34 protein-coding genes are annotated in these 23913 nt (G+C 67.0%); 25 read left to right on the top strand and 9 right to left on the bottom strand.

Going from position 1 to position 23913, the window contains the following annotated elements; all coding sequences use genetic code 11:
• Positions 1-157: 157 nt before the first annotated feature.
• The 16 genes from AB6807_RS20670 to AB6807_RS20745 all read left to right on the top strand — a co-directional run bounded on the left by AB6807_RS20670 (position 158) and on the right by AB6807_RS20745 (position 7438).
• On the top strand, positions 158-652 hold the full coding sequence (locus tag AB6807_RS20670; RefSeq protein ID WP_371086035.1) for a hypothetical protein: 495 nt from the start codon (positions 158-160) through the stop codon (positions 650-652).
• Positions 649-852: a hypothetical protein gene (locus tag AB6807_RS20675; protein WP_371086036.1), complete on the top strand. Its 204-nt coding sequence runs from the start codon at positions 649-651 to the stop codon at positions 850-852. Before AB6807_RS20670 ends, AB6807_RS20675 begins: the two co-directional genes overlap by 4 nt.
• Positions 836-1480: a hypothetical protein gene (locus AB6807_RS20680; RefSeq protein WP_371086037.1), complete on the top strand. Its 645-nt coding sequence runs from the start codon at positions 836-838 to the stop codon at positions 1478-1480. Before AB6807_RS20675 ends, AB6807_RS20680 begins: the two co-directional genes overlap by 17 nt.
• 255 nt (positions 1481-1735) lie before the next feature.
• On the top strand, positions 1736-2575 hold the full coding sequence (locus tag AB6807_RS20685) for a major capsid protein P2 (protein ID WP_371086038.1): 840 nt from the start codon (positions 1736-1738) through the stop codon (positions 2573-2575).
• Between the two features lie 27 nt (positions 2576-2602).
• The gene (locus AB6807_RS20690; protein ID WP_371086039.1) at positions 2603-3079 is read left to right on the top strand and encodes a hypothetical protein; all 477 of its coding nucleotides are present in this window, start codon (positions 2603-2605) and stop codon (positions 3077-3079) included.
• The gene (locus AB6807_RS20695; protein ID WP_371086040.1) at positions 3079-3534 is read left to right on the top strand and encodes a hypothetical protein; all 456 of its coding nucleotides are present in this window, start codon (positions 3079-3081) and stop codon (positions 3532-3534) included. Before AB6807_RS20690 ends, AB6807_RS20695 begins: the two co-directional genes overlap by 1 nt.
• The gene (locus tag AB6807_RS20700) at positions 3531-3884 is read left to right on the top strand and encodes a hypothetical protein (RefSeq protein WP_371086041.1); all 354 of its coding nucleotides are present in this window, start codon (positions 3531-3533) and stop codon (positions 3882-3884) included. The genes AB6807_RS20695 and AB6807_RS20700 overlap by 4 nt, the downstream gene beginning before the upstream one ends.
• Positions 3881-4408 carry a hypothetical protein gene (locus AB6807_RS20705; protein WP_371086042.1) on the top strand — a complete coding sequence of 176 codons (528 nt, stop codon included), beginning with the start codon at positions 3881-3883 and terminating at the stop codon, positions 4406-4408. Before AB6807_RS20700 ends, AB6807_RS20705 begins: the two co-directional genes overlap by 4 nt.
• Positions 4405-5157, top strand: coding sequence for a hypothetical protein (locus AB6807_RS20710; protein ID WP_371086043.1), 753 nt, complete (start codon positions 4405-4407; stop codon positions 5155-5157). Before AB6807_RS20705 ends, AB6807_RS20710 begins: the two co-directional genes overlap by 4 nt.
• Positions 5157-5897: an endolysin gene (locus tag AB6807_RS20715; RefSeq protein WP_371086044.1), complete on the top strand. Its 741-nt coding sequence runs from the start codon at positions 5157-5159 to the stop codon at positions 5895-5897. The genes AB6807_RS20710 and AB6807_RS20715 overlap by 1 nt, the downstream gene beginning before the upstream one ends.
• Positions 5894-6088, top strand: coding sequence for a hypothetical protein (locus AB6807_RS20720; RefSeq protein WP_371086045.1), 195 nt, complete (start codon positions 5894-5896; stop codon positions 6086-6088). The genes AB6807_RS20715 and AB6807_RS20720 overlap by 4 nt, the downstream gene beginning before the upstream one ends.
• Positions 6085-6621 carry a hypothetical protein gene (locus AB6807_RS20725; RefSeq protein ID WP_371086046.1) on the top strand — a complete coding sequence of 179 codons (537 nt, stop codon included), beginning with the start codon at positions 6085-6087 and terminating at the stop codon, positions 6619-6621. The genes AB6807_RS20720 and AB6807_RS20725 overlap by 4 nt, the downstream gene beginning before the upstream one ends.
• 3 nt (positions 6622-6624) lie before the next feature.
• The gene (locus AB6807_RS20730; RefSeq protein ID WP_371086047.1) at positions 6625-6807 is read left to right on the top strand and encodes a hypothetical protein; all 183 of its coding nucleotides are present in this window, start codon (positions 6625-6627) and stop codon (positions 6805-6807) included.
• Positions 6804-6971, top strand: a complete 168-nt coding sequence (locus AB6807_RS20735; protein ID WP_371086048.1) for a hypothetical protein — start codon at positions 6804-6806, stop codon at positions 6969-6971. The genes AB6807_RS20730 and AB6807_RS20735 overlap by 4 nt, the downstream gene beginning before the upstream one ends.
• Positions 6968-7135: a hypothetical protein gene (locus AB6807_RS20740; protein WP_371086049.1), complete on the top strand. Its 168-nt coding sequence runs from the start codon at positions 6968-6970 to the stop codon at positions 7133-7135. Before AB6807_RS20735 ends, AB6807_RS20740 begins: the two co-directional genes overlap by 4 nt.
• 18 nt (positions 7136-7153) lie before the next feature.
• The gene (locus AB6807_RS20745) at positions 7154-7438 is read left to right on the top strand and encodes a hypothetical protein (RefSeq protein ID WP_371086050.1); all 285 of its coding nucleotides are present in this window, start codon (positions 7154-7156) and stop codon (positions 7436-7438) included.
• Here the strand turns inward: AB6807_RS20745 and AB6807_RS20750 are convergent.
• The 4 genes from AB6807_RS20750 to AB6807_RS20765 all read right to left on the bottom strand — a co-directional run bounded on the left by AB6807_RS20750 (position 7435) and on the right by AB6807_RS20765 (position 10977).
• A complete protein-coding gene (locus AB6807_RS20750) occupies positions 7435-7782 on the bottom strand; it encodes a helix-turn-helix transcriptional regulator (protein WP_371086052.1) in 348 nt (115 codons plus the stop codon). The two genes, AB6807_RS20745 and AB6807_RS20750, sit on opposite strands and share 4 nt — an antisense overlap.
• A gap of 178 nt (positions 7783-7960) precedes the next feature.
• Complete coding sequence (locus AB6807_RS20755) at positions 7961-8470, bottom strand: hypothetical protein (protein ID WP_371086053.1); 510 nt, start codon at positions 8468-8470, stop codon at positions 7961-7963.
• Positions 8467-10209, bottom strand: coding sequence for a hypothetical protein (locus AB6807_RS20760; RefSeq protein WP_371086054.1), 1743 nt, complete (start codon positions 10207-10209; stop codon positions 8467-8469). Before AB6807_RS20760 ends, AB6807_RS20755 begins: the two co-directional genes overlap by 4 nt.
• A gap of 252 nt (positions 10210-10461) precedes the next feature.
• Positions 10462-10977 carry a hypothetical protein gene (locus tag AB6807_RS20765; RefSeq protein WP_371086055.1) on the bottom strand — a complete coding sequence of 172 codons (516 nt, stop codon included), beginning with the start codon at positions 10975-10977 and terminating at the stop codon, positions 10462-10464.
• 633 nt (positions 10978-11610) lie between these two features.
• Here AB6807_RS20765 and AB6807_RS20770 point away from each other — a divergent pair.
• The 7 genes from AB6807_RS20770 (at position 11611) to AB6807_RS20800 (ending at position 19767) form a co-directional block, all read left to right on the top strand.
• Positions 11611-12963 carry an EAL domain-containing protein gene (locus tag AB6807_RS20770; protein WP_371086056.1) on the top strand — a complete coding sequence of 451 codons (1353 nt, stop codon included), beginning with the start codon at positions 11611-11613 and terminating at the stop codon, positions 12961-12963.
• 217 nt (positions 12964-13180) lie between these two features.
• Complete coding sequence (locus tag AB6807_RS20775; protein WP_371086057.1) at positions 13181-13840, top strand: response regulator; 660 nt, start codon at positions 13181-13183, stop codon at positions 13838-13840.
• A gap of 5 nt (positions 13841-13845) precedes the next feature.
• Positions 13846-16326, top strand: coding sequence for an ATP-binding protein (locus tag AB6807_RS20780; RefSeq protein ID WP_371086058.1), 2481 nt, complete (start codon positions 13846-13848; stop codon positions 16324-16326).
• 76 nt (positions 16327-16402) lie between these two features.
• A complete protein-coding gene (locus AB6807_RS20785) occupies positions 16403-17179 on the top strand; it encodes a helix-turn-helix domain-containing protein (protein ID WP_371086059.1) in 777 nt (258 codons plus the stop codon).
• 128 nt (positions 17180-17307) lie between these two features.
• On the top strand, positions 17308-18336 hold the full coding sequence (locus AB6807_RS20790) for a Bug family tripartite tricarboxylate transporter substrate binding protein (RefSeq protein WP_371086060.1): 1029 nt from the start codon (positions 17308-17310) through the stop codon (positions 18334-18336).
• Positions 18337-18355: 19 nt separating this feature from the next.
• Positions 18356-19276, top strand: coding sequence for a PhzF family phenazine biosynthesis protein (locus AB6807_RS20795; protein ID WP_371086061.1), 921 nt, complete (start codon positions 18356-18358; stop codon positions 19274-19276).
• Complete coding sequence (locus AB6807_RS20800) at positions 19273-19767, top strand: RidA family protein (RefSeq protein ID WP_371086062.1); 495 nt, start codon at positions 19273-19275, stop codon at positions 19765-19767. The genes AB6807_RS20795 and AB6807_RS20800 overlap by 4 nt, the downstream gene beginning before the upstream one ends.
• A 34-nt stretch (positions 19768-19801) precedes the next feature.
• Here the strand turns inward: AB6807_RS20800 and AB6807_RS20805 are convergent, their stop codons facing one another.
• Positions 19802-20074 (bottom strand): hypothetical protein, encoded by a 273-nt coding sequence (locus AB6807_RS20805; RefSeq protein WP_371086063.1) that lies wholly within the window; start codon positions 20072-20074, stop codon positions 19802-19804.
• Between the two features lie 81 nt (positions 20075-20155).
• Entirely contained in the window at positions 20156-20986 is an 831-nt protein-coding gene (locus AB6807_RS20810; RefSeq protein WP_371086064.1) for a helix-turn-helix domain-containing protein, read from the bottom strand.
• A gap of 128 nt (positions 20987-21114) precedes the next feature.
• Here AB6807_RS20810 and AB6807_RS20815 point away from each other — a divergent pair, with 128 nt between their 5' ends.
• Both AB6807_RS20815 and AB6807_RS20820 read left to right on the top strand, forming a co-directional pair.
• A complete protein-coding gene (locus AB6807_RS20815) occupies positions 21115-21483 on the top strand; it encodes a nuclear transport factor 2 family protein (RefSeq protein ID WP_371086065.1) in 369 nt (122 codons plus the stop codon).
• A 60-nt stretch (positions 21484-21543) separates the two neighbouring features.
• On the top strand, positions 21544-22065 hold the full coding sequence (locus AB6807_RS20820) for an N-acetyltransferase family protein (protein WP_371086066.1): 522 nt from the start codon (positions 21544-21546) through the stop codon (positions 22063-22065).
• Positions 22066-22137: 72 nt separating this feature from the next.
• Here the strand turns inward: AB6807_RS20820 and AB6807_RS20825 are convergent, their stop codons facing one another.
• The 3 genes from AB6807_RS20825 to AB6807_RS20835 form a co-directional block, all read right to left on the bottom strand.
• Positions 22138-22899: an SDR family NAD(P)-dependent oxidoreductase gene (locus AB6807_RS20825; protein ID WP_371086067.1), complete on the bottom strand. Its 762-nt coding sequence runs from the start codon at positions 22897-22899 to the stop codon at positions 22138-22140.
• A 64-nt stretch (positions 22900-22963) separates the two neighbouring features.
• Positions 22964-23284 (bottom strand): hypothetical protein, encoded by a 321-nt coding sequence (locus AB6807_RS20830; RefSeq protein WP_371086068.1) that lies wholly within the window; start codon positions 23282-23284, stop codon positions 22964-22966.
• Between the two features lie 2 nt (positions 23285-23286).
• Positions 23287-23886, bottom strand: a complete 600-nt coding sequence (locus tag AB6807_RS20835) for a YbjN domain-containing protein (RefSeq protein WP_371086070.1) — start codon at positions 23884-23886, stop codon at positions 23287-23289.
• Positions 23887-23913: the final 27 nt, after the last annotated feature.

Genomic DNA, 23913 nt, shown 5'->3' on the forward strand with positions numbered 1-23913 from the left:
CGGATGAGCTGCTACGCGCCTGTATCACTCGGGCCGCCAACGCGCCCGAGCTGGCGCCCGCACCTACCCCCGCACCAACGCCCGTTGCGCCTGCTGCGCCCGCGGCACCCGTGCCCGCTCCCGCGGCGCGGAAACCTTTCGGAATGTTCACATGGCCTTGACCAACACCCCCGACGTGACCGACGTAGTTGCGAAGCCCGCGGGCGGCGCCGCGCCGGAAAGCCTCGACAACATCGCGCGTGAGGCCGACATGCTCGACACGTCGCCGGAGCGCGAAGCCCAGGCCGGCCAGGTCGCGCAAGCCGAACAGGTCACGGCCAACAACGAAAGCGAATTGCTCGTCACGCTTCAGGCGATACGCGCGATGGCGTTTCCGATGTTGGCCATGGTCACGGACGAACAGCGAATGAACGCGCTGGCCGGCGTGTGGAATGACGGCGTGCTCGGCGCCTCGGCCGCGGCCGGCGCGGCCGTGCTGGAAAAGCACGGCTGGACCATGGGTTCGCTCATGGGCGACTACGGCTGCTACGTCATGTTGGTGGCCGCGCTCGCGCCGCCCATCGTGATGACGAAAAAGATTCTGGAAGCGCCGAAGGAAAAAGCTCGGGCCCCAGCACCGACGCCGGCCCCGACGCCCGGCGCGCCGGCATGACGTGCGCGCTGAATGACTCGGAGCTGTGCCTTGTGGCTCTGGTGTTCGGATTGATCATGCTGGCGGTGCTCGGGCTCGCTGTCTACGCGGCTTGGCTGGGGTGGCGCTACGACCTTTTCAACCTCGGCGGGGCCGCGCCGGCTCGGCCGCCGCTTGCCGTGCGCAAGGTGAGGAGGGGGCGCCATGGACAACAGCAATAAGCCGAGCCTGCGCCTGTACTGCGGCGCGACAGGCTCGGGCAAGGGCGTCAGCCTGCGCGAATACATGCGCGGGCTGCGCCCTGCGCGCCTGCTGGTGTGGGACCCGCTGGGGGAGTACGGGGACCTGGTGGCGGTCACCACGTCGAACCTTGGCGATGTGGCGCGCCAGGCGAAGGGCAAGGCCTTCAAAGTCGCCTACTACCCGGGCCCGGACGCTCGTACGTACGATGAAAAGTTCGCGATCTTCTGCCGCATCGCGTTCGCGGCCGGCCGCCTGGTCATGCTGGTGGAAGAACTCGCGGATGTGACGTCTCCCACGCATGCGCCGATGGCCTGGCGCCAGTGCACGAAAAAGGGCCGGCACGCGGGCTTGCAGATCGTCGCGGCCACACAGCGGCCGGCCGATATCGATAAGCACTTTCTCGGCGGCTGCACGTACATCCGCTGCTTCACACAGCGGTTTCCGGCTGACCGCAAGGCCATGGCCGGCGCCATGTCTGTGCCGGTCGCCGATATCGAGGGCCTGCACACCATCGAGCAGGGCAACGTGACGGTGTTGAACTGGATCGAGCGCGATTTCCGTACCGGAAAAACCACTCGCGGCAGCAAAAAAATGTCCGGAAAGTGAGTGAGCTACGTAGGCCCTACGTACGGGCCTCGGCGCTATGTGTTGTACGGGCCGCTGGGTGGTAATGGCGGCTCCTTCACCTCACCATTCACAGGACCGCAAATGCAAAGCAAGCTCAAAGACGCGCTGATGACCACCGCTGTCGTTCTCGCAACGATCTACGTGCTGAACAAGGTTTCGTTCACGCGCAACGTCGTGCAGACCGCACTGGCCTAAAGCCCGTCGCCTGCCCCTCAACCCTCAAGGAAACACGCGATGACCCGCAAGGTACAGCTGAACCAAATTCAAAACGTCGGCCCGGTGTCGCGTGCAACCATCCGTCTGCCCCTGGGCATGACGTACAACAAAATTGTCATCTTCACTGCAGGCAACATCACCGCCGCGCTGCTGTCGAACATCGTGCTCAAGGTCAACGGCTCGGAGCGCCTGCGCTGGAAGTCGTACGCCCAGCTGGCCGCGCGCAATGCCTACAACGGCAACGCCACCGACGCCAACGTGTTGGAGCTCGACTTCATGGAGCGCAACGGCAAGGACGAGGCCTCGATGACCCTCGGCGCCTACGCGGCCACCGCCGAAGCCGGCGTGCAGGACATGACGATTGAATTCGACATTGCCACGTACACCGTGACGGCTGCATCGGTCATCAAGGCCGTGGCCGAAGTGGACGTGCCGAGCGCAAACCGCCTGATCGTGCGCAACCGCTTTTTCCAGAAGACCCTGGCCGGCGCCGTCGAAGAACAGGTCATCATTCCTTTCGGCCTGAACGGCGAGCAGCTGAAGCGCATGTACGTGTTCGGCACGCTGGCCAACATCGACACGATCCGCGTGCGCCGCGAGGGCGCCGACGAGTACGAAGCGCTGACGCAGATCCAGAACGAATTTTTCGAGAAGACGTACGGCAAGGTGCCGCAGGCCGGCCTGTTCGTCGTGGACTTCACCGAACACAACCTCATGGGTCACATGCTCAACACGGCGAACATCAACGTCGGCGGCAAGTCGATGCCCATCCAGAACCTGGACATTCGTCTGAAGACGCTGGCCGCGGGCACGTTCGATATCTACACCGAATCGATCACGCTGAACGACCGTCCCTGATCGTCGGCACCAACAAAAGGAGCTGATATGGCATGGGGATTTGGGTCGCAACAGACCGACTATTTGGGCCTTGCGGGAACTGACGACCTCTCGGGCGGCGTCTTTCAGACGCTGGGCGCCTACGGCGGAAACCAGGTGAGCCTGGACGAAGCTCGCGACGTGGCGAACGGTTCGTATGACTACGTGAACGGCAGCGCCGGCAGCGGTGGCATCACCTCGTTCTTCATGCCGCGCGATGCCGTCGAACAGGCGCGCATGGGCGCCGGCTATCCCGACAACGGAAAGTCCTGGGACTGGAACGCGGCGACGATGGGCGTTTCTCGCCTGATCGACAGCGCGAGCCGGGCCTACGCCGTGGCGAATGGCGGCCTGGCGCCGACGTACGCGGGCCAGAACGGGCTGACCTACCAAAACGGCCGCCAGGTGCGCTCGCTGTCGGTGGGCTCCAACCTGCTGCCCCTGCTGCTGATCGGTGGCGCGTTCCTCCTGCTGAGCAAGAAGTAATGGCCGGCGAGCTGTCCGGCGCCGCACAGGGCGCGGCCATTGGCACGACGATCATGCCCGGCTGGGGCACGGCCATCGGCGCGGTGGCCGGCGCCTTCATGGGCGGCACCAGCGGCGGCAGCGCCAGCGGCGGCGGGGCCTCGGCCACACCGCAGGCTACGCAAGCGGCGGTGTTCGGCTCTGGCCTCGATGGCTCGGGCTGGCAAGTCATCCTCGGCAACAACAACAACGCCACGCTCGACAACCGCCAGGACAAGACCATTCGCAGCGAAGGCCCGATTGCATCGGCCAACCCCAGCGCGGGCGCGAAAAGTCCGTACGGCAGCTACTACGACGATCCCTATGCCTCCGGTGGCCTCGGGCTCGATTCGCTGGGCCTGGGCGGCGTGCCGCCCATCGTCTGGCTGGTGCTTTTCGGGGCCGTCGCGTGGAAGCTGTCCAAGTCCAAGAAGTGACCGCGGCCGATGCCGCGGCCACCATGCGCGCAGCGGGGCTGCGCGCGCCGCTCGCTTGCGATACGCCCGAAGGCATCGCGGCGCACGGCCAGTGCTTCGAACTGCGCACGCCCGCGGGCGTCGGCGTGTTCGTGGCGCGCGTCAAGGGCGAGGTGCTGTGGATCGATGGCGCAGGCTCGCGCAGCGGCGCGGGGCTGACGGAAGTTGGCCTTGCCCTGTTCGATGAAATGGCGAAGCGCTGCGGCTGCACGCACGTGGCCTTCGAAACGCGGCGCGTGGGCCTGGTCAAAAAATCGAAAAGCGCCGGCTACAGGGTGGCCGGCTTCATCATGAAAAAGGCGGTCGCATGATCTTCAAACGCTGGGAGCGCCGTCACTGCGCGGACCCTCTCGAAACGCGGCTCTACAAGGGCGGCGGCGGTGGATCGAGCGCTTCGCTTTCGACTACCACTGTCAACCAAGACAGCCGGGCGGTGCTTCAGGATGCCGTGCAGGTCGGCAGCGGCTCGACGGCCACGGTCAACATGTACAGCGCCGATGCCGAGGTGCTGAAGACGCTGGCGGGCACGCTGCCCGATGCCGTCACGGCCCTGGGCCAGATGAGCGCCACCACGCTGCGCGACGTGGGCGGCGCGGTCGTGAACCTGAATAAGGACAGCATCGCGGCGAACTCGAAAGCCTGGGACAGCACCTTGCAATTCGGGGCGAACGTGGTCGACAAAATGATTGACCAAATGTCCGAAGGCTACGCGCTGGCCGGCAAGGCGGTGGACAGCTTCACCCCCACCGAAAACAAGAACGCCGATATTGGCAAGTACGCCATGTTGGCCGCCGCGGCGGTCGCTGCGGTCGTGCTGCTGAAAGGCTCCAAATGATCGAAATTCTGAGCGGCACGTGGGCGGCCGGCGAAACCAAGACGTTCCATATCAACGGCCAGCGCCTCGAAATTCTCGATGCGCAATACGCTCTCGACGTGTACCTCATGGACAAGTCCGGCGCGCAAATGTCGATCATGAAGAACAGCGAGGCGTCGTTCTTCAGCCAGCCGAAAGAGGGCTTTAACTCGCTGCAGATTTACAGCGCGCAAGCGCAGTTCATCCGCTTCTTCGTCGGTTCGGGTGACGCGGGCACGCGGCGCATTTCCTCGACGGTGCAGATCATCGACGGCGAACGCGCGCGCGCTCTCGCCGGTATGGCGTTCCTTGCCTCCACCTATCAGGCGGCCGTGGCGGCCACAAATTCGTACTGCCAGGTGTTCAATCCTGCGGGCTCGGGTCGAAGGGTCATCGTGAACAGCGTGACCATGTCTAGCAGCCTGACAACGCCCGTGAGTCTCGGTTTTTCGACCAATGTGCTAACTGGCGACGTGACTTCGGGGCGCAGTAGCAGCCGACTCTCCGGGTCGCCGCTGGGCGTGGCGCTGGTGAAGACTCAGGCAAGCGGCGCGGCGCTGCTGACGGGGAATCTCATGTTCAACGTGAATTTGCCGGCCGGCGCGCCCGTGCTGTTTCAGCCGAAGGGCGCGCCGCTGATCGTTCTGCCGGGATACAGCTTGATGGCGTTTGCCAACAACGTGAATGTTGACCTGACGGCCTCTTTCGAATTCACGGAAGAAGTCATCTGATGAGCAGCGCCCGCGTCCTTGTGTCGTTCGCAGTGCTGGGCCTCGGCGCCCTGGCGCTCGCGGCGTACGCGCGCGGGCAGCACACCAACGCGGAATTCGAAGAGGCGCCCTCCGACAGCGGCGGCGCGTGGGGGTCCTTCGATCCCGGCGCCTGGATCGATGCAGCGTTTCCCATCGATGACATTTCCCAATCTATCGCGAACCTCGGCAGCGAGGTGGAAGCCATGACACAGCAGCCCTCCGGATTCAGCATCGATGCGAACGTGCGCGCGTTCCTCGAAACCATCAAGCAATGCGAGGGCACCGCGAACGCTGCGGACCCGTACCGCGTCTGCTACGCCTACCGGCACACCGTGCAGGACCTGTCCGACCACCCGGCCGTCACGGGCGAATGGCGCGGCGAGACGCTGCCCCCAGCGATGTGCGCGGCCTCGGGCTACGGCCCGGGCTGCGTGAGCACGGCGGCCGGCGCGTACCAGTTCATCAAGCCCACATGGCTGAAGCTCAAGGCCAAGCTCGGGCTCTCCGACTTCGGCCCCGCATCGCAGGATGCGGCGGCGGTGCAGCTGCTGCGCGACTGCGGCGCCTATGGCCGGCTGGCCGTGGGGGACCTGGCCGGCGCCGTGCGGAAGGCCTCTTCCCAGTGGGCCAGCTTGCCGGGGTCGACGGCGGGGCAGGGTGGCCGCTCCATGGGCCAGGTGCAGGCCTGGTACGGCGGCTTCGGTGGCGGGGCCGCATGAAGCAATCCGAACTCCTGATCGTGTGCGCGGTCGCTGCGGCGGCCGGCTACTACTTCTGGAAAGTCAAGCCGGCCGCAACGCCTGCGGCGCCCGCCGTGCCGTCGCCGGCCGGCGCGCAGCTGCAAGCGCAGGTCGGCCAGCTGCAAGCGGAGATTGACGCGGCGAAAGCTGTCGTTCCTACCCCCACATGAAACTGAACACCGACACCAAGGTCATCATCGCGGGCGTGCTCGTGCTCGGCGTCGGCGCCTGGTATGTGCAGCGCCAGGCGCGCGCCGCGGCAAGCGGCCTTGTCGACGGCGTCGCCGCCTCGTTCGATGGCCTGTACACGAGTCTGGCGGGCGGCCTGGGCGGCGCCTGGGATTCCGTGGGCAACACCATCAGCGGCGTGGGCACCAGCATTCGCAGCGGCGGCGACGCGGTTGCGTCCGCGCTGGGTGTGCAAGGGACCATCGATCCGGTGACGGGCGACTACGTGCCGTACGGTGCGCAGCCCAACGCGCCGCCCGGCAAGCCTTACAACGTGCCGTGGTATCTGGGTGGTGGCCACTCAGACATTTTCAGCGCGGACGGAACCTATCTCGGCCCGGGCGTGTGGGGCTCCACCGCCACGCGCCAGGCCGAACAAGCGGACGTGCGCCGGCTTGACAACGCCATCGCGGACGGCAGCTATCAGGCGCCGCGGCCGTGGTGGTCCTATCTCACCCTCAACATGGCAACCTGACCAATGGACATTCTTCTCAAACGAATTCGCGAGCCCTCCACCTGGGCCGGTATCGCCGCGCTCGGCGCACTGTTCGGCCTGCCGCCCGACACCATCAGCCTCGTGGGGCAGGTGGCCATGGGCGTGGGCGGCCTGGCCGCCGTCGTGCTGGCCGAGAAGAAGCCGGCCGAGAAAAAGCCATCGTGAATTCGCCCGAACTGCTGGCCGTGTGCGCGGCCTCGATGGTCGGTAGCGCGCTGGCGGTTTGGGGCGTGGTGCGCCATGAACTGCACAGCATGCGCGCCGAGATTCAGCGGGCGCATGCCCGCATCGACGTGTTGCCGCATGCGCGGCCTGTGGGGGTGAAATGAAAGCCTGGATTCCGACGCTGCCTGAGATTGGCCGAGAAACCATCATCATCATGGCCGGCGCGCTGATCGCGGCCCTGGTGCTCTCGCGCATGCCCAAGGTGCGCGACTTCATCCAAAGCAACACCGCTTTCGGCGGCTGTAACTGCGACAAAGAGGCGGCCTAGGTCCCATAATCGGCGGCCATGAAAACCGCCTGTTTACTCGTTGTCGCCGTCGCCCTTGGTGGGTGCGCCACATCGCGCACGATCACTGGCCAAGACGGCAAGCCGGTTCACAAAATCTCGTGTGACGGGGCAGTGCAGAGCATCGACGCATGCTATGAAAAAGCCGGTGAGCTGTGCGGCAGCGCCGGCTATGACGTGTTGAATCAGGGTGGCGATGCCACCCCCTTTTTCTTCGCCTCGGGGAACTCGTTTTCGTCGGGCGCCGTGATCACTCGCACGGTGTTCGCGCGCTGCCGGACCTAGACCGCGTACACGGGCGCGTTCGCGCTGCCCCAGTCGTATTCCGTTTCGAGCCGGGCCACCACGCCCGCCAGGCGCTCGCATTCCCGTTTCCATGCTGCGGCCTCGGCCGCGCTTTGCCGTGCCGCGTTGAAGGCGTCGGCCTCGATGTGCTGCACGCCGTAGAAGCTTTCCCAGTAGAGCGCCAGCTCGATGGGCCGCGGCGCGGCGCCACGTGCCCGCCAGCGCGCGAACGTGCGCGGGCTGACACCTAGGTAGCGGGCCAGCGCTTCAGGCCTGTGGGCGCTGGCCTCGATCAACACGCTAAGCGCCGGCAGCGAGCGGGGCGCGCGGAAAAGCTGTTGCACGGTTGTCCCTGTTGTTCTTCGTCGGTGTGGGAGAACTTTGGTTTGCAACAAACCGTAACGCAATCCCATGAACAAGCGACTTACCGCCGCGGCAGATTGCAGCTATTTCGCGAAGAATGCGGCGTGTGCGGCATTTAACATAAGATATCTTGTGTTAGTTCATTCGCAAGCCTACCCGCTACTTCGCAGGCATCGACATGATCAACTGCCCCTGCGCATCGCGCACCAACGTGCCATTCGATTTCATGACCGGCGGAGCCGTCCCGGTCTGCACCGGCACGGAAAGAACGCTCCTGCGAGTGCCTTGCGACGTGAAGACATGCAGATAAAACAGCCCCTCGCGTTCGCTCAGCAGAATCACCTTGGCTTCGGTTCGCTTGCCGGTCGGCAAGATCAGCGTCCTGTCCCCCTGGATGGACAGGCCGGGTTCGGTGCTAAGCGTCACGGAGGCGCCATTGGCGTTGGTCACACCTTCGAACACCAGTGCGACGGAGATCGTGCGTCCGACTTGCGATACACCGTCGACGCGGTAGCTCACGCTGACCCCGGAGCCGTTTGGCTTTTCCGGTGCTTGGGTCATGGCCGCCGGCGCAGCATTTGCCGCGGGCGTCGCTATTGCGAACGTTACCGCGATCAACGTGACCGCGGCAGCGACGGCACGGGCGCATGTTTTCTTCATTGTGTTCATCTTTGGTTGATGGTGAGGTCGAAGCACGCCTCGGTGCGGCTGATGTCATGAACGGCGACGAGATAGTCGCTGCCCGAGGTCAACTCGACGAGCACGGTCGGCGAGTCGCCGCGATTGAACTTTGAAACGCGGCCGCCCCGGAAGAAGTCGAGATCGAGGTTCGCTCCGGCGCTCTTCGTCGCCAATGTCCACGCATACTCGTGTTTTCCGGCCGGCGCTGGGGCCGCGGTGAAGTGGAAGAACCTGAAATTGCCAATCTTGTTGTCCGTGCCGCCAACGTTGCTCAGGCAGGCCGACTTCACAATGCCGACCTGCATTTCGACATGCATCGGCAGAACGCCCGGCACCGCCGGCAAACCGCCTGCGTTTGTTTCCAGCAACCCGAAGGGGTCGTTGGGCGCGTCGTTGATTTGCTGTGCGCGAAGCAATGCAGCCAGCGCGGGCGCATTTGCCGGAGCGAGCGCATTGAATGCGGCCGCAAAGGCGTGGATGGTCGTGAAGGCGGTGCCGCCTTTAAGCCGTTCGCTGATCATCGCGTCATGGATCGGCTTGAACCCGACCCGGTCGTTCAGCATCCAGAAGATCCACTGCACCGACTGCTCGCTGTACCAGCCCGTGTTGGCCGTGGGCGCTTCCCGAAGATCGAACGTGCCGCCGCTGCTTTGCGCCGGGCCTGACGAATCCGTGTAGTTGCTGCGCCCGAGTGCAATGCCCGACCAGCCGTTGCCCCAACCTTCGGAGAACGCCAGGCGGGCGTCCAGGCGATCGCCGTCTTTGTGAGAGCCGCCGATCGAGTCGTTGCGGCTGAACGCGGACTGGTAGTAGTGCCCCCATTCATGAACGATGACGTGCGCATCGAACTCGTCGGTATCGCCGTTTTCCTCGCCGAGCACGTAGATCACCGAACCTGTGGGTTGGCGTGAATGGTGGCTGATGCCGATCTGCCCGAGCGCCTTGTCGCCAGGCGCCGCGCGGTTGTTGATGCTCCAGAACACCTTCAACGCCGGAAACTGCGTCGCCGGCGCAACCGACACCACCTTCAGCATGGCGGTGTAGATCGAGTCCATGACTGCGAACGGCGCCGCCGCGCGAGGCCCGGTGTAAGACTCCGTGCCCCAGCCCGACGCTGCGTGCACGTTGTGCGTCGACGCCGCGTTGCCTGAAGAGAACACGGCGGAACCCACCGAGTACAGGGCATCGCTTTTGGTGTTGTCGCTCACCTTGACGTCCCAGCCCGGACTCGCGGCGGTGCCAGCACGGACGGCTTGTGCCTGTATGCGCACCTTCATCGACGTCCGCGCGGGCACAGGCACCGTATAGGCCCCTTGATCGTCGGTGGTCGTGCTTGCGAGCAATGCGTCGTTGGCATCGACTACCTGGACCGATGCGCCTCGCACTGGCTTGGCGACCGTGTCGGCATAGACCAGCGGACCTCGGACGTTGGGTACGAAGTCATAGGTGGCTTTGCCGCTCAACGTGACGCTGCTGACGACCGGTTGCGCTGGCGTGGGCGGTAGAGCCACAGGTGTCGGAACAGGCTGCGGCGTCGGAACAGGCTGCGGCGTCGGAACAGGCTGCGGCGTCGGAACAGGCTGCGGCGCGGGAACGGGCTGGTCCGCTGTAGCGACTTCTTGGCCGGCAATCGGCGCTAGCGAAGCAGCCGGCGTCGATTCAGTCGCAACCGGCAGCACCGCCGGAGCCGGGTCGGACGCAGAAGCCACCGCCTGCGGCGCCGTCATCGGCGCAAAGGTTGCCCCACCCCCACTGTCCCCTCCTCCGCATGAGGCCAACGAGACAACCGCACCCGCAATAAAGAGCGTGGCACGCCACCTGAACCCCACCACCGTGGCCACCGTTGGCTTTTTCCTCACGTGATGTTCGAACGACGCAGACCTGTCTTCCATACCCACTCCCCTGCCAATTTCAAGTTTGAATTTCTGTTCGCCACCGATGCGGCCGATGCGTCCGTCGAGGCGATGCGCTCCGGCAACTCAGGAGAACGAATGGGCCACCGCTTCGGCACGCGCGTGCATGCGTGCTGTCGGCTGCGCGAAGGCGTTTGAATGCGCATGGGCATGCACCGGCGAGCGATGCGAAGCGTTCAGCGTCGGCTGTTGTTCCCGGGCGCGCTGCAGCAGCGCCTGCATGCGAAGGTCGAGTTCGATGTCGCGCCCGTTCAGCACCGAAAAATCGAACAGCGGCGGCGGTTGAAAGTGCTGGCCCGGCGCGATGTGCGACATCCAGTCGAGCGCGTCGGTGAGCAGGAAGGTAGGAATGCCGAGTGCGCGGGACACGGCGGACAGGCAGTTCCACGTCAGGAAGTCTTCGTCCACCAACAGGAGCAGGTCGAAACGCTGACCTTTGCCCAAGGCCGCAAGCAGCTCAGACGGGCCGGCGAACAGCACGGTGGCATAGCCCCATTGCTCGAGCTTGCTGCGCAACTGCAGTCGCTGGAGTTCTTCGCTGTGGACAAGAGCCACGACAGCCGGAGCGCGCATTTCGGTCATTGGGTAATTTCGCAAGGCGCCCTGACGGGCAAGAGTTGGCAAAGGATGACTGGGTTGAAAGTTATTTTTCAACTGCCAATCGAAAATTGGATTTCAGACCTTTTGGCAAAACCACATTTCTAGAAATTCAGATTTCTCTTAAAGCAGCTGTCAAATCGGGCTTTGCTCGAGGTTTTAGTCAATCGTTTAAAAATTCACGCCACTCGGCTTTGCCGTCTGTGAATTTTTTCGACGATCTCGTCGTTGCCTCAGTCCTCTGATCCGACCCTTTCGATCCCTCAGTGCGGACCGGACTCTATTTCGGCGACTTGATTTCCAGAATAGGACTGCTCCTAAAGGCAGAAATCGCTGGGGCGCCTTGGTCGTGCCGATTTTTGTTCGTGAGAAATATCACAACCCGCCAAATGCATTGGCGCCATCCCCAAGCGGACTTTTCCCAGCGCTTCCCTGCTACGGAGCGCCGCCAACCGACTTGCGCGCGAACACGCCATCGAAAAAGCAGGGCCACCCGAATGGGACGAATCCTGTCCCACCAAATCCTCTTAAGCGCGGGGCCTTTTAGTCCTACTCTTATTCCTGCATCGGTTTCACGTCGATAAAGTCCCGCCCCGAAGCACACCAACGAGAAACAAATTGACACTTACCAAGGTCGGCGCGGCCATCCGTTTCCAGAAACTCCGAATGCTTGTGCTGAGCCGCGAAGGGCGCGTGGCGCGCCAGATCGGCGCCAACCTCGAATGCCTGGGTGTTAACCACCAGGCGCACGCCGCGACCTTGGCCGAATGCGCATCGGAACTGCTCGCGCGAGAAACCGAAGTGGTCGTTGCCGAGATTCATTCGGACTACAGCGACGGGCTGATGCTCCCCGGGCTCCTCAGGGAGCTGAACGCAACGGGCAGACTCAAGCGCATTCCGCATGTCCTATGGACCGGGGAAGCCGCCGGCCAGGTGGATGGTTCGATCTCGGGTTTTCAAGATTCCGTCGCGGACGCCCTCGCCCCGCAGGCCTGGGATCACACGCTGAACGGCGTCTCCGTGAGCGCCCTTGTCTCCCACGCGCGGCTGGCGCTGGCGGTCGGCATCCAGGTGCAGATCGCGCCTGATAGCCGCCTCGAAAGCCTGGAGGCCGGCTTGGGCAACCTGCTGGACTTGCCTCGAGTTGCACAACCCGTGCACACGCCCTCGGCCTCACGCAGCATCCCCACCGAAGACGACGTGGTGAGCGCCCTGACCTCCGGCGATGGCCTGCGCGTGGTGTTCCAGCCGCAGTACGACCTGGTGAGCCGCGCTGTGGTGGGCGCCGAGGTGCTCATCCGCTGGAAGCACACCCGTTACGGAGAGATTCCGCCCGCGGTGCTGATCCCCATGGTCAATCGCCTCGGGCTCGACCTGCTGCTGTTCAGCTACATCGAAAAGCGCGCCATCGAGACCTTGCTCGCGCTGGACAAGGCCGGCATCGACATTCCGTTGGCCGTGAACGCCTCCGCCAAGACCATCTGCACGCCCGGCCTCGCTGAACGGCTGGCCGGCAAGATGAAGCGCGCCGGGCTGCCGGCCCGGCGCCTGAAGATCGAGCTGACCGAAGAGTTCACCTCGGTCGACGAGCTCAGCCTGTCGGCATCGCTGACCGCGCTGCGTGGCAGGGGCATCCAGGTGTCGCTCGATGATTTCGGAGCCGGCTCGGCCACGTTGGCGCTGCTGTCGCAGATGCCCTTCGACGAGATGAAGATCGACGGCACGTTGGTGCGTGCGGTGGCGCTCACGCCGGCGTCGCGCGAGATCATTGCCGGTACCGTCGCGCTGGCGAGGTTGTTCAACCTGCGGCTGGTCACCGAAGGCATCGAAGACGAAACGACCATCGCGCTGCTGTGCCAGCTCGGCTGCCGCGTCGGCCAGGGGTACGCGTTGGCGCGGCCCATGGAGAGCGCGGACTTCATGAGCAGCACGGCCATCGCGCAGGCGCTCGAGGCCCACCTGCCCGCCTAGCCACGCGCCTCACGCCCGTTCGGCTCGCCCTCGCGTCCTGCTCCCGCATTCACCGAAGTCATCGCGAAATCCAGGATGCACCGCGGCCTCGGGCGCGCAGCGAAGAAGCGCGCTCCATGACGAAAAGTTCCACAATCACCACGCGGCCCCGCTGCCAGCTGCAGCCGCCCCGACCGCGCAACACCGGGCTGGCATCCGGATTCCAGGGTCTACATACATGAAACGCCTGCGCATTGCCTTGCTCGACGACCACGCCGTGGTGCGGCACGGACTGGTCAGCCACCTGGCCGGCGAATCCACGGTCGATGTGGTCGGCTCCTACGAGAACAGCCGCGAACTCATGCGCGGCATGGCGCAGGCGCCGGCCGACATCCTGCTGCTCGACTTCTCGCTGGGTCGCGACGAACTCGACGGCGTCTCGCTCATCCGCGCGCTGCGGGCGCGCTTTCCGGACTGCAGCATCCTCGTGCTCTCCGCCCACCACGAACCCGCCACGGTGTCGCTGGCCTTGCGCGTGGGCGCGCGCGGCTTCGTGGGCAAGGACGAGGACATGACCAGCCTGATGCGGGCCATTCGCGCCGTGGCGTCCGGCGCCATCTATCTGAGTGCGGAAATGTCCTATCACGTGGCCGACGCCACCACCGCGAGCGGCGAGGCCAGGAGCGCTGCGGGTGACGACGTGCTGCAGCAGGCATCGCTGTCGGTGCGCGAGCAGGAGGTCATTCGCTGCTACCTGGCCGGCATGACGGTCACCGAAATCGCCGAGAAGTTCAGCCGCAGCATCAAGACCATCAGCGCGCAGAAAGCCACCGCGTTTCGCAAGCTGGGCGTCACGTCGAACAACGGGCTGTTCAAGATCATGAACAAGCTGGAGTAGCCGCGGTGCCCTTCTGGCGCGGCATTCGCGTTCTGCTGCTGCCGGTGCTCCTGCTGATGGCGTGCATGGCCGGCGCCGACGATGGCGATCGTGTCGACGAAGTGCTCGGCGCGCCGAACTTCACCGCCGAGGAGCGCGCCTGGATCGCCCGGCACCCCGTGCTTCGCGTGGGCGTCATCGCCGACCTGCAACCCATCGAGTACATGGAAGACGGCCATCTGCATGGCCTGTCTGCCGAGTACCTGGCCCATGTGTCGCGCAAGACAGGCTTGCGCCTCGACTACAAGCCCTACGGCAGAAAAGACGCCACTCGCTTCGACGATCTGCTCGCGGGCAAGCTCGACCTGCTCTCCGCCGTGCGCATCAACGGGCCCGAGGGCATCGACCGGCGGCTGGTCCACACGTCGGCTTACCTCGACACCACGGCCGTGGTGGTGACGCGCAAGAAGCAGGTGCTCATCTCGAAGATCGGCGACCTCGACGGCATGACGGTCACCTTGCCGAACCTCACCCGCTACAAGGACGTGATTTCCGCCAAGGCACCCGACGCCCGGCTCGTCGACGGCGGCGCGGCGCTGACCATGCTGCGGCAGGTGGCCACCGGCGAGGCCGATGCGGCGGTCGCGACCGAGGCCTACCTGCTGCCCTTCGTGAACCGCGAGTTTTCCGACCAGCTGCAGGTGTCCGGCGTGCTGACCGAAATCACGACCGAGATGGCCATGAGCCTGCGCACCGACCAGCGGGTGCTGCACGCCATCGTGCAGAAGGCACTGGCCTCGATGAGCGCCGACGAGGTTCGCACCGCGCGCGCCAGCTGGCTCCGGCACAACGCTTCGCTGCACTTCACGCTGTTCGACATCACCGACCACTATCCCCACGAGGTCGGCCTGGTTCTGCTCCTGGTGGTGCTGCTGGCCGCCATCGCGTTCCATACGCAGCGCCAGCGCCGGCGCGCGGAATTCAAGGAGCGCGCCAAGGCCATCTTCCTGGCCGTGATGAGCCACGAAATACGCTCGCTGATGAACGCGGTGCTCGCGGCCGTCGAGCTGCTGCGCCGCACCTCGCTCGACCGCCGGCAGCAGCACTTCGCGCGCCTGGTGCACAACGGCTCGAACACGCTGCTCTCGCTGGTGACCGACCTGCTGGACATCTCCAAGCTCGAAGCCAACCGCGAGTGGATCGAATACGTACCGGTGAACATCGCGACGCTGGTGCGCGATGCGGTCGACCTGCACCTGCTGCGGGCCAGGGAGAAACACATTTCCCTGACCTGGGAGGGCGATGCGAACCCGCCGCTGCTGATGCTCGACGAGGTGCGGTTGGGGCAGATCTTGCGCAACCTAGTGTCGAACGCGATCAAGTTCACCGAGACCGGCGGCGTGGCGGTGAGCTTCAGGGTGTCGAACGGTGACGCGGGGCCCAAGGCACGGATGCCCCCGCAGATGCAGCTGCACGTGGTGGTGACCGACACGGGCATCGGCATCACCCCGCAGTCGCAGCAGACCCTGTTCGATCCGTACGTGCAGGCGAAGGACAGCCACAAGCGCTCCGGCGGCACGGGCCTGGGCATGTTCATCTGCCGCGAGTTGCTCAAGCTCATGAAGGGCACGATTTCGGTGAGCAGTGAAACGGGCAAGGGAACGCGCATCGCGTTCAGCTTGCCAGCCGCGCTCGCCACGGTGGCCAGCACGGCCTCGCAACCAGAGGCCATGCAGGCGATGGCCGAGGCCCCCGAGGCCGCTCACCGCGTCGCGCCGCTGGCCGCCGGCCCGTTGCGCACGTTACGCACGCTGCGGGTGCTGGTGGTCGAAGACACGCCCATCAACCAGGCGGTGCTGAAAGATCAACTCGAAGGCCTGGGCTGCACCACGGTGATCGCCAGCAACGCGGCAGAAGGAGTGCTGCGTTTCGAACAAGGCCCGCACGACATCGTGCTGATGGACTGCGACCTGCCCGACCAGGACGGCTACGCGCTGACAGCCCGTCTGCGCGGCGTGGAACAGCAAGCCGGGTGGCCGCGCTGCCCGGTCATCGCGATCTCGGCGTTCGACGATGCCACGCACATCGAGCGCTGCTTCGAAGCGGGCATGGACGGTGTGCTGAGCAAGCCCATCGCCCTCGGCAAGCTGCAGGACACGCTCGAGCTGTGGAGCGGCGCGACGCTCTCCTTCGTCGCCCCGCTGCCCGCCGGCAAGCGCACGCTCGACGGCCCCTGGATCGCGCAGTCGCTCGAGCACGACCTGCATGCGCTGCTCGAAGCGGCAGCGCTGGGCGACATCGACGCCGCGCGCCGCGCTGCGCACCGCCTGCACGGCGCCACACTCGGCATCGGCTGGTCCGCGGTGGCGCAGGTGGCCGGCGCGCTGGAACAACTGCTGCGCGACGGCACGCACTGGGACGCCCTGCGCACGAGCACCCTGCAGGCGCTGGTGCGCAGCTTCAGGACGACCGCTTTTCCCGCACCGCCGGCGGCCGGCGTCCGATAATCGCCGGCCGGGCATCGACTGCCCACCCGTCTTCATCCGCCTGCACCTGCCCTCTTTCGCCCTCGGAGGCCGCCCCGTGACGCCACGTGCCCATCTGTCCCCCAAGCTCGCGCTGACCGCGCCGCGCGGCTTCGCGTTGCGCTACAGCGGCCAGTCGCGCTACCACTGCGACTGGCACCAGCACGACTGCGCGATGCTGCTGTGGCCGCAGACCGGCGGACTGAAGACGGCGTGGATCGACGACCCGTCCGGCGCCGCGGCCGACCGCACCGGCAGCGCGCAGCTGTCGCGCTCCATGGCCGTCCTGCTGCCGGCGGCCACTGCGCACAACACCCGGGCCAGCACGCAGAAGCAGCGCCACGGCGAGCTCTACCTCGCACCCGAAGTGCTCAAGGGCCGCGGCAGCTTCGGCGCGTTTCGCCTCGACGGCGCCACGCTGGCCATGCTCGACGCGCTGGTGTCCGCCACGCTCGACCCGCGCAGCGCCGAGCCGTTGGTCGACGCCATCGTCATGCAGATCGCCGTGGGGCGCAGCCTGCCGCTGCTGCCCGACGCCGCCCCGCCCTCGCTCGGGCAGCGCATGGTGCGCCGCTTCGGGCTGGCGCTGGAGTGGGACCAGCAGGTGCCGCTGGTCGACGCGGTCGCGTGCGAGCTGGGCGTGTCGCAGCGGCAGCTGCAGCGCGCCTGCCTGCAGGAGTTCGGCGCGTCGCCCATCGACGTGCGCCGCCGCCTGCTCGCGGCGCGTGCGCGCGAGCTGATGGCGCAGGGCCAGACGCTCGCGCAGGCCAGCCTGCAGCTCGGCTTCGCCAGCAGCGGGCACCTCGGCCGGCTGCTGCGCGCCATTTCGCATTGAGGCACTGAAGCGCTGGGCCGGCGGCCTCTCGAAGCTTGTCGCTTCCTGGATCGGCCGCTGTCGCGTTCCGGTTCGTGCCCGGCGCGGCGTTTTCCTAGCATCGGCCCACACACCCCTGGAGCCGATTCATGCATGGACTTTTTCAGCGTGCCGCCCGCGTGGCCGCAGACCGTTTCGCACCCCGTTTTGCCGCCCGTCTTGCAGCGCTGCCGCTGGCGCTGCTCGCCCTTTCGGGCGTGAACGCCTTCGCGCAGGACTGGCCCACCAAGCCGATCACCGTCATCGTCCCCTTCCCCGCCGGCGGCGGCACCGACCTGGTGGTGCGCTCGGTGCAGGTGGCGCTGCAGAAGCAGCTGGGCCAGCAACTGGTCATCGACAACCGCGCGGGCGCCGGCGGCACCATCGGCTCGGGCATGGTCGCGCGCGCCAACCCCGACGGCTACACGGTCGGCATCGCCACCACCAGCACGCACGCCGTGAGCACCGGCGTCTACAAGAAGCTGTCGTACGACCCGGTCAAGGACTTTGCCTACGGCGGCCTCATCGGCACCTCGCCCTACGTGCTGGTGGCCAACCCGCAGCTGAAGGCGACCGACATGAAGTCGTTCGTCGCCGCGCTGCGCGAGCGGCCCGAAGGCGCGAGCTTCGCGTCGGTCGGCGCCGGCACCGTGTCGCATTTGCTGGGTGAGAAGTTCAAGGATGTCGTGAAGGCGCCAAAGTCGCCGCTGGTGCACGTACCCTACCGCGGCGCCGCCCCCGCGTACACCGACCTCATCGGCGGCCAGGTGCAGTTCATGTTCGACAACCCGGTCGGCCTGGCGCCCTACATCCACGCGCACAAGCTCACGGCCATCGCCTCCACGGCGCCCGACGCCTTGCTGGTCGGCGTGCCCACCTTCGCGCAGGCCGGCGTGCCCGGCTTCGACCAGACGCTGTGGTACGGCTTCGCCTTTCCGAAAGACACGCCGCCCAAGGTGGTCGAGAAGTTCAACCGCGCGCTCGCCGCCGTGCTGAGCGACCGCGCCGTGGCGGCCGACCTGGCGTCCAAGGGCGTGAGCGCGACCCCCGGCAGTTCCGCGGCCATGCAGGCGACCGTGGCGCGCGATGCGCCCTTCTGGCGCGGCATTGCGCAGGCGGCCGGCGCCACGGCGGACTGAGCCAGGGAGCCCGCACGACATGAACATGAGCGCTCAGCAGCCTTCCCCAACGCGCGATGTCGCAGGCATCCGCGTCTTCGTCAACGGCCCCCGCGGCGGCAACCCCGTGCCCCTGGTGCGCCACGCCGCGGGCATGACCCCTGCCGACATGCAGGGCGTGGCCCGGCGCCACGGCCACGAGTCGGCCTTTGTCTTCGAGTCGAACGAGCCCGGCATCGACTGGAAATTTCGCTTCTTCGTGCCCAACCACGAAATGGAGATGTGCGGCCACGCCACCGTCGGCGCCCTGTGGGCGCTTCGCGAATGGGGCGAATGGACCACGCCCACCGCGCGCATCCGCACCCTGAGCGGCGTGGTCGACGCCCGGTGGGACGCGCAGCGCGCCCGCGTGTGGATCTCGCAGCCGAAGGTACGGCTGTCGGCGGTCGACGCGCACTTCGGCGATCGCGTCTGCCAGGTGCTCGGCGCGCAGCAGCCGGCCGGGCACAACCCACCGGTCGTCAACGCCGCCACCAGCCGCGTGAAGACGCTGGTGCGCCTGCCCGGCATCGCCGCGCTCGATGCGCTGGTGCCGGTGCTCGGGCAGGTGGAGGCCGCGTGCGCGGCCATCGATTCGACCGGCCTGTATCCCTACGCGGTCGAAGCCGGCGCCGATGGCGCCCCGGACGGCGCCCCGGTCGTAGCCGCCCGCCTGTTCCCGCGCTCCTCGGGCTACCCGGAAGACGCGGCCACGGGCATTGCCGCGGCCGCGCTGTGGGGCTACCTGAGCAGCACCGACGCCATTCCGGTCGGCACGCCCGACGCGCCGGTAGTCACGTCGATCCGCCAGGGCGAAGCCATGGGCAGCCCGTCGGCCATCGACCTGCAGGCGCGCTTCGGGGCGCACGGCGAAGTGGTCGGCTGCTGGCTCAGCGGCGCGGTCGAATGGGCGGCGCTGTGAGCGCGCTCACCCCCGAGGAGCGCCTGCGTTCGGTGGGCCTGGTGCTGCCGCCGGCGCCCACGCCCAAGGGCAACTACGCGCCCACCTGCGTGGTGCCGCTGGCCGGCGACAGGCATTGGGTGCACGTGAGCGGCCAGACCTGCCGCATCGACGGCCGCGCGCTGGCCGGGCGTTGCCGTGACGACCGCGACATCCTCGAGGCCACGCACGCCGCGGAGGTGGCCGCGCTCAATGCGTTGTCGGCGCTCGCGGGCCTGCTGGCGGCGGCGGGAGGCCTGTCGAACGTGGAGCAGATCGTTCGCGTGCGGGGGTATGTGAATGCCGATGCCGACTTCGGCCGGCACAGCGCCGTGCTGGACGGCGCATCGAACGTGCTGGGCGTGGCCTTCGACGGCCACCGCCCGCCGGCGCGCACCGCGGTGGGTGTGAGCAGCCTGCCGGACGGCGCGTGGGTGGAGGTGGAGCTGGAGGCCGTGGTGCGCATGGGGTGACTGTGCGTCGGCTCCGGCTTGCTACCCACCCGCTTCAGTCTTCGGACTCTTCCTCGTCGTCGTCTTCTTCCGTTTCTTCGGCGCGGCGAACCGTCACGAAGTTCTCCGCGTCTTCCACGAAGGACAGCGCCTTGCCGTCGGGCGCCATGCCGCGCACTTCGGTCTGCGGGCCGTCGCCGTTCTGGTAGTCGACCGACACCAGCGCGAAGCAGGCCAGGGCCTCTTCCATCTCGCCGTCGTCACCGCCGTCGTACACGGCGACCCAGCCTTCGGCGGGCATGATTTGCAGGATCTTCACTTCTTCCATGGGTTCTTTCGGGGCTTCAAAAAACGTTGCGGCGTGCAGGATATCCGACGCAAACCCGCCTCCGACGGCCGTCGCATTGACTTACTTTCGCGCGTTGCCAGCGGCCTTGCCTTGGCAGTCGCTTCGTGCCTCCCGCTCTTTCGCCGCCGCCCGCACCACCCTCTCCGTGAACGCATCCGCCGGATGCATCACCTCCAGCGCGATTTCCTGAAGCGTCACGTCCACCGGGCTGCCGAACACCGTGATGGCGCTGATGAACGATAGCCGGCCGATGGACGTGTCGATGTCCAGCGTCATCGCGGGCCCGCCGGTCGATTCGTCCAACGGCGCCATGCCGCCGGGCCAGGCCAGGGCCTCGCGCAGCAGCGCGCCCAGGCCGGGGTCGCCGGTCAGGTCGAACTGGCGGCGCATCTGCACGACGAAGTGCGAGCGCCATGCCGCCAGGCGCTGCACGCGCGGGGCCATGCCCAGCGGGTGCAGCATCAGGCGCACCACGTTGGTCGGCGCCTGCAGCAGCGATGCGTCGATGCCCTCGTACATCGCCGGCACGCCGCCGTTGCTGCGCACCACGTTCCAGTGCCGGTCGATGACGAAGGCCGGAAACGGCCGGTGCCGCGCGAGCGTGACGTCGATGATGGCGCGCACCGGGTCGAACGACGGATGCTCGAAAGGTCGCTGCTCGAACACCGGCGCGAAGCCCGCGGCGGCCAGCAGCACGTTGCGCTCGCGCAGCGGAATCTCCAGCTCCTCGGCCAGCCGCAGGATGAGTTCGCGGCCCGGCTGCGCACGGCCGGTTTCCACGAAGCTCAGGTGCCGCGTCGACACCTCGGCCTGCAGCGCCAGCGCCATCTGGCTCAGCGCGCGGCGCTCGCGCCAGCCGCGCAGGCGTTCACCGAGCTGAAAGGAAGGCATCGGGGCTTGGTCGTGCATCGGCGCAGCATAGGCCAGGCGCGCCCCGGCGTCATGACGTGCAGGTAATCGACGCTAGGGGCCCCGAGGCGCACAGTGGCGGCCTCCCCTGTTTTTTGAAAGACCCCGCCATGCCCATACCCGAGACACTCGAACGCTTCATCGCCCTGGTCGAAGCCGACGCCCATGCCGAGGCCGTCGAGGCGTTCTACGCGCCCGATGCCGCGGTGCACGAAAACCAGTCGCCGCCGCGCATCGGGCGCGACACGGCCATCGCGCGCGAGCACGCCATCCACGCCAAGGCCCGCGCGATGCGCTCGCACTGCGTGCGGCCCGCGCTCGTGCAGGGCGACCACGTCGCGATCCGCTGGGTGTTCGAATTCGAGTGGCTCGACGGCACCGCCACCCGCATGGAAGAAGTGGCGTGGCAGCGCTGGGAGGGCGAGCGCCTGGTGGCCGAGACCTTCTTCTACGATCCGGCGCAGAGAACGCCGCGCTGAAAGCCCCGGGCGTTCTGCCGAACACCTTTCTTGCCGCAGACGCATTTCAAGACGCATTTGATGAACCCGGACGAACGCTTTCACATCCGCCGCCTCACCCCGCACGACGCCCCCGCCTTCCAGGCCTTGCGCTTGTCCGCCCTTGTTCAAGAGCCCACCGCCTTCGGCTCCAGCTACGAGGAAGAAGAAAACCTCACGCCCGAGTCCGTGGCCGCGCGCCTTGCAGTGCACGCGGACAACGGCGTCTTCGGTGCCTTCGACGGCGACACGTTGTGCGGCATGGTGGTGCTGCGGCGCGAGGGCATGCGCAAGCTGCGGCACAAGGGAATGATCTTCGGCATGTACGTCGCGCCCGAGGCGCGGGGCCGTGGCGTGGGGCGCGACCTGCTCCTGCAGGCGCTTGCGCTGGCACGCTCGGTGACCCGGTTGCGCCAGGTGAACCTGGGCGTGAACGCCGGCAATGCCGCCGCCATCGCGCTGTACGAGTCGCTGGGCTTCGAGATCTTCGGCAGGGAGTCTGGAGCGTTGAAGGTCGGCGAAGACCTGTACGACGAGCTGCACATGTGCTGGCGAATCAGGTGAAGCGCAACACGTGAAACGCGGCGGGGCTCGGGACCAGGACCAGGACCGTGCAGGTCCTGCCCGCCGCAGGCCCTACGTCAGGTTCAACCCACCGTCCGACAGCAGCACCTCGCCCGTCAGGTAGTCCGAGTCGACCAGCATCGCCACCGCGTGGGCGATGTCGTCGGGCGTGGCGGCCCGGTGCATGGGCGCGCGGTCGCGCCACAGCGCCTGTGCCTGCGTCCAGTCGGCGGTCAGCGGCGTGTCGACCAGCCCGGGCGCGACGGCGTTGACGCGAATGTCCGGCCCCAGCGACAGCGCGAGCAGCCGGGTCATGTGGTTGAGCGCGGCCTTGCTCACCGCGTACGGAATGGACGCGCCCTTGGGCCGCACGCCCGCATGCGAGCTGATGTTGACCACGCTGCCCGCCCGGCGCCGCCGCGCGGCTTCGCGCAGCGCCGGCTCGACCAGCGTGACGAGGTGGAACGGCGCCACCACGTTGACCTCGTGCAGTTCGTGCCACACCGCCGACGTGGCGGCGGCAAGGTCGCCGTGCGCGATGACCTTGCTGATGCCGGCGTTGTTGACCAGCACGTCGAGCTGGCCCCACGCGGCGAGCGCCTCGTCGACGAGGCGCACCCGGTCGGCCTCCACCGCGAGGTCGGCCTGCACGTACACGGCCTGCCTCATCTGCGCGGCCATGGCGCGGCCGGTGTCGGCGGAGCTGCGCGAATGGAGCACGACGGCGTAGCCCGCGTCGCCGAGCCGGCGCGCGATGGCCGCGCCGATGCCCGACGTGGAGCCGGTGACCAACGCGACACGCAGCGCGCCGTCGGTTGTCGAATTGACGTTCATGTGGAAGATCCCGAGCTGGTTGCGCCCGGATCGTGCCAGAACTCGCAGGGCCGCCCTGCCCTCTTCACTCGCCGTCGCCTGCCGCCCCTTCATGCACGTCATGCACGTCATGCACTTCATGCCCGGCATGACCTGCATGACCGGCATGCGCGCGACGCGCCGCGCTGAGCTCCGCCATCGAGATGTTCAGCTCCGCCATGGTCTGCGCCAGCAGCGCGAGCAAGGCGGCGCGCTGCTTCTGCCGCACGGTCTCGGCCCGGCGTGCGCGCTGCGCCTGCCGCCCGGTGGCCGTGATGGCGCGGGTGGTCGGCGAGTCGTGGATGTCGGCGGGCAGCACGAAGCGCGCCCCCGCCGCCGTGCCACCGCTGCGATGCGTGGCGCGCATCGTCAGGCGGCCGCTGCTTCGCCCTGGGCCGCGGCCGCTGTGTTCGCGGCCGCAGTGTTCGCAGCCGCTGCGTTCGCAGCCGCTGCGTTCGCAGCGTCGGGCCGGGTCTCGGAGGCCGGGCCGTAGTTGCGCAGGTGCAGGAAGAACTCGCCCATCATCTGCATCCACAGGCGCACGGCGAAGGCCAGGTAGGCGGGGCTTACACCGCCGGCCACCACCACGTCCATCTCGAGCACGACGAAGTCGCCGTGCTGCGCCACGCGCGCGAAGCGCTTGGTGCGGTGCCATGCGGCGAGCACGGCCTCGGGCAGCGTGCCGCCCTGCACGTGCAGCGGGCAGCTCAGGGTGAAGTCGGTGTACTGCGTGGTGGTCACGGGGTTGCCCCACAGCACCTGGAAGCCGATGCCGTGGCTGGCGCTGTGCAGGCGCACCACGCCGTCCTGCTCGATGGTGGTGACGGCGGCACCGGCGGCCTTGATGGCGTCGGACACCTGCTCGGGCGTGACGGCGTCGAGCATGTCGGGAAGCGTGTCGGCTTGCGTGCCGGCAAGGGGTGCCGTGGCGATGTCGTCGGCTGCTGCAGGCGTCGTTGTGTTGTTCATGGTTGGCCCTGTGTGTCTGTTCGTGTG

Origin of the sequence: Variovorax sp. RCC_210 (genome assembly GCF_041355175.1) — a bacterium.
In the GTDB taxonomy this organism is placed as follows: domain Bacteria; phylum Pseudomonadota; class Gammaproteobacteria; order Burkholderiales; family Burkholderiaceae_C; genus Variovorax.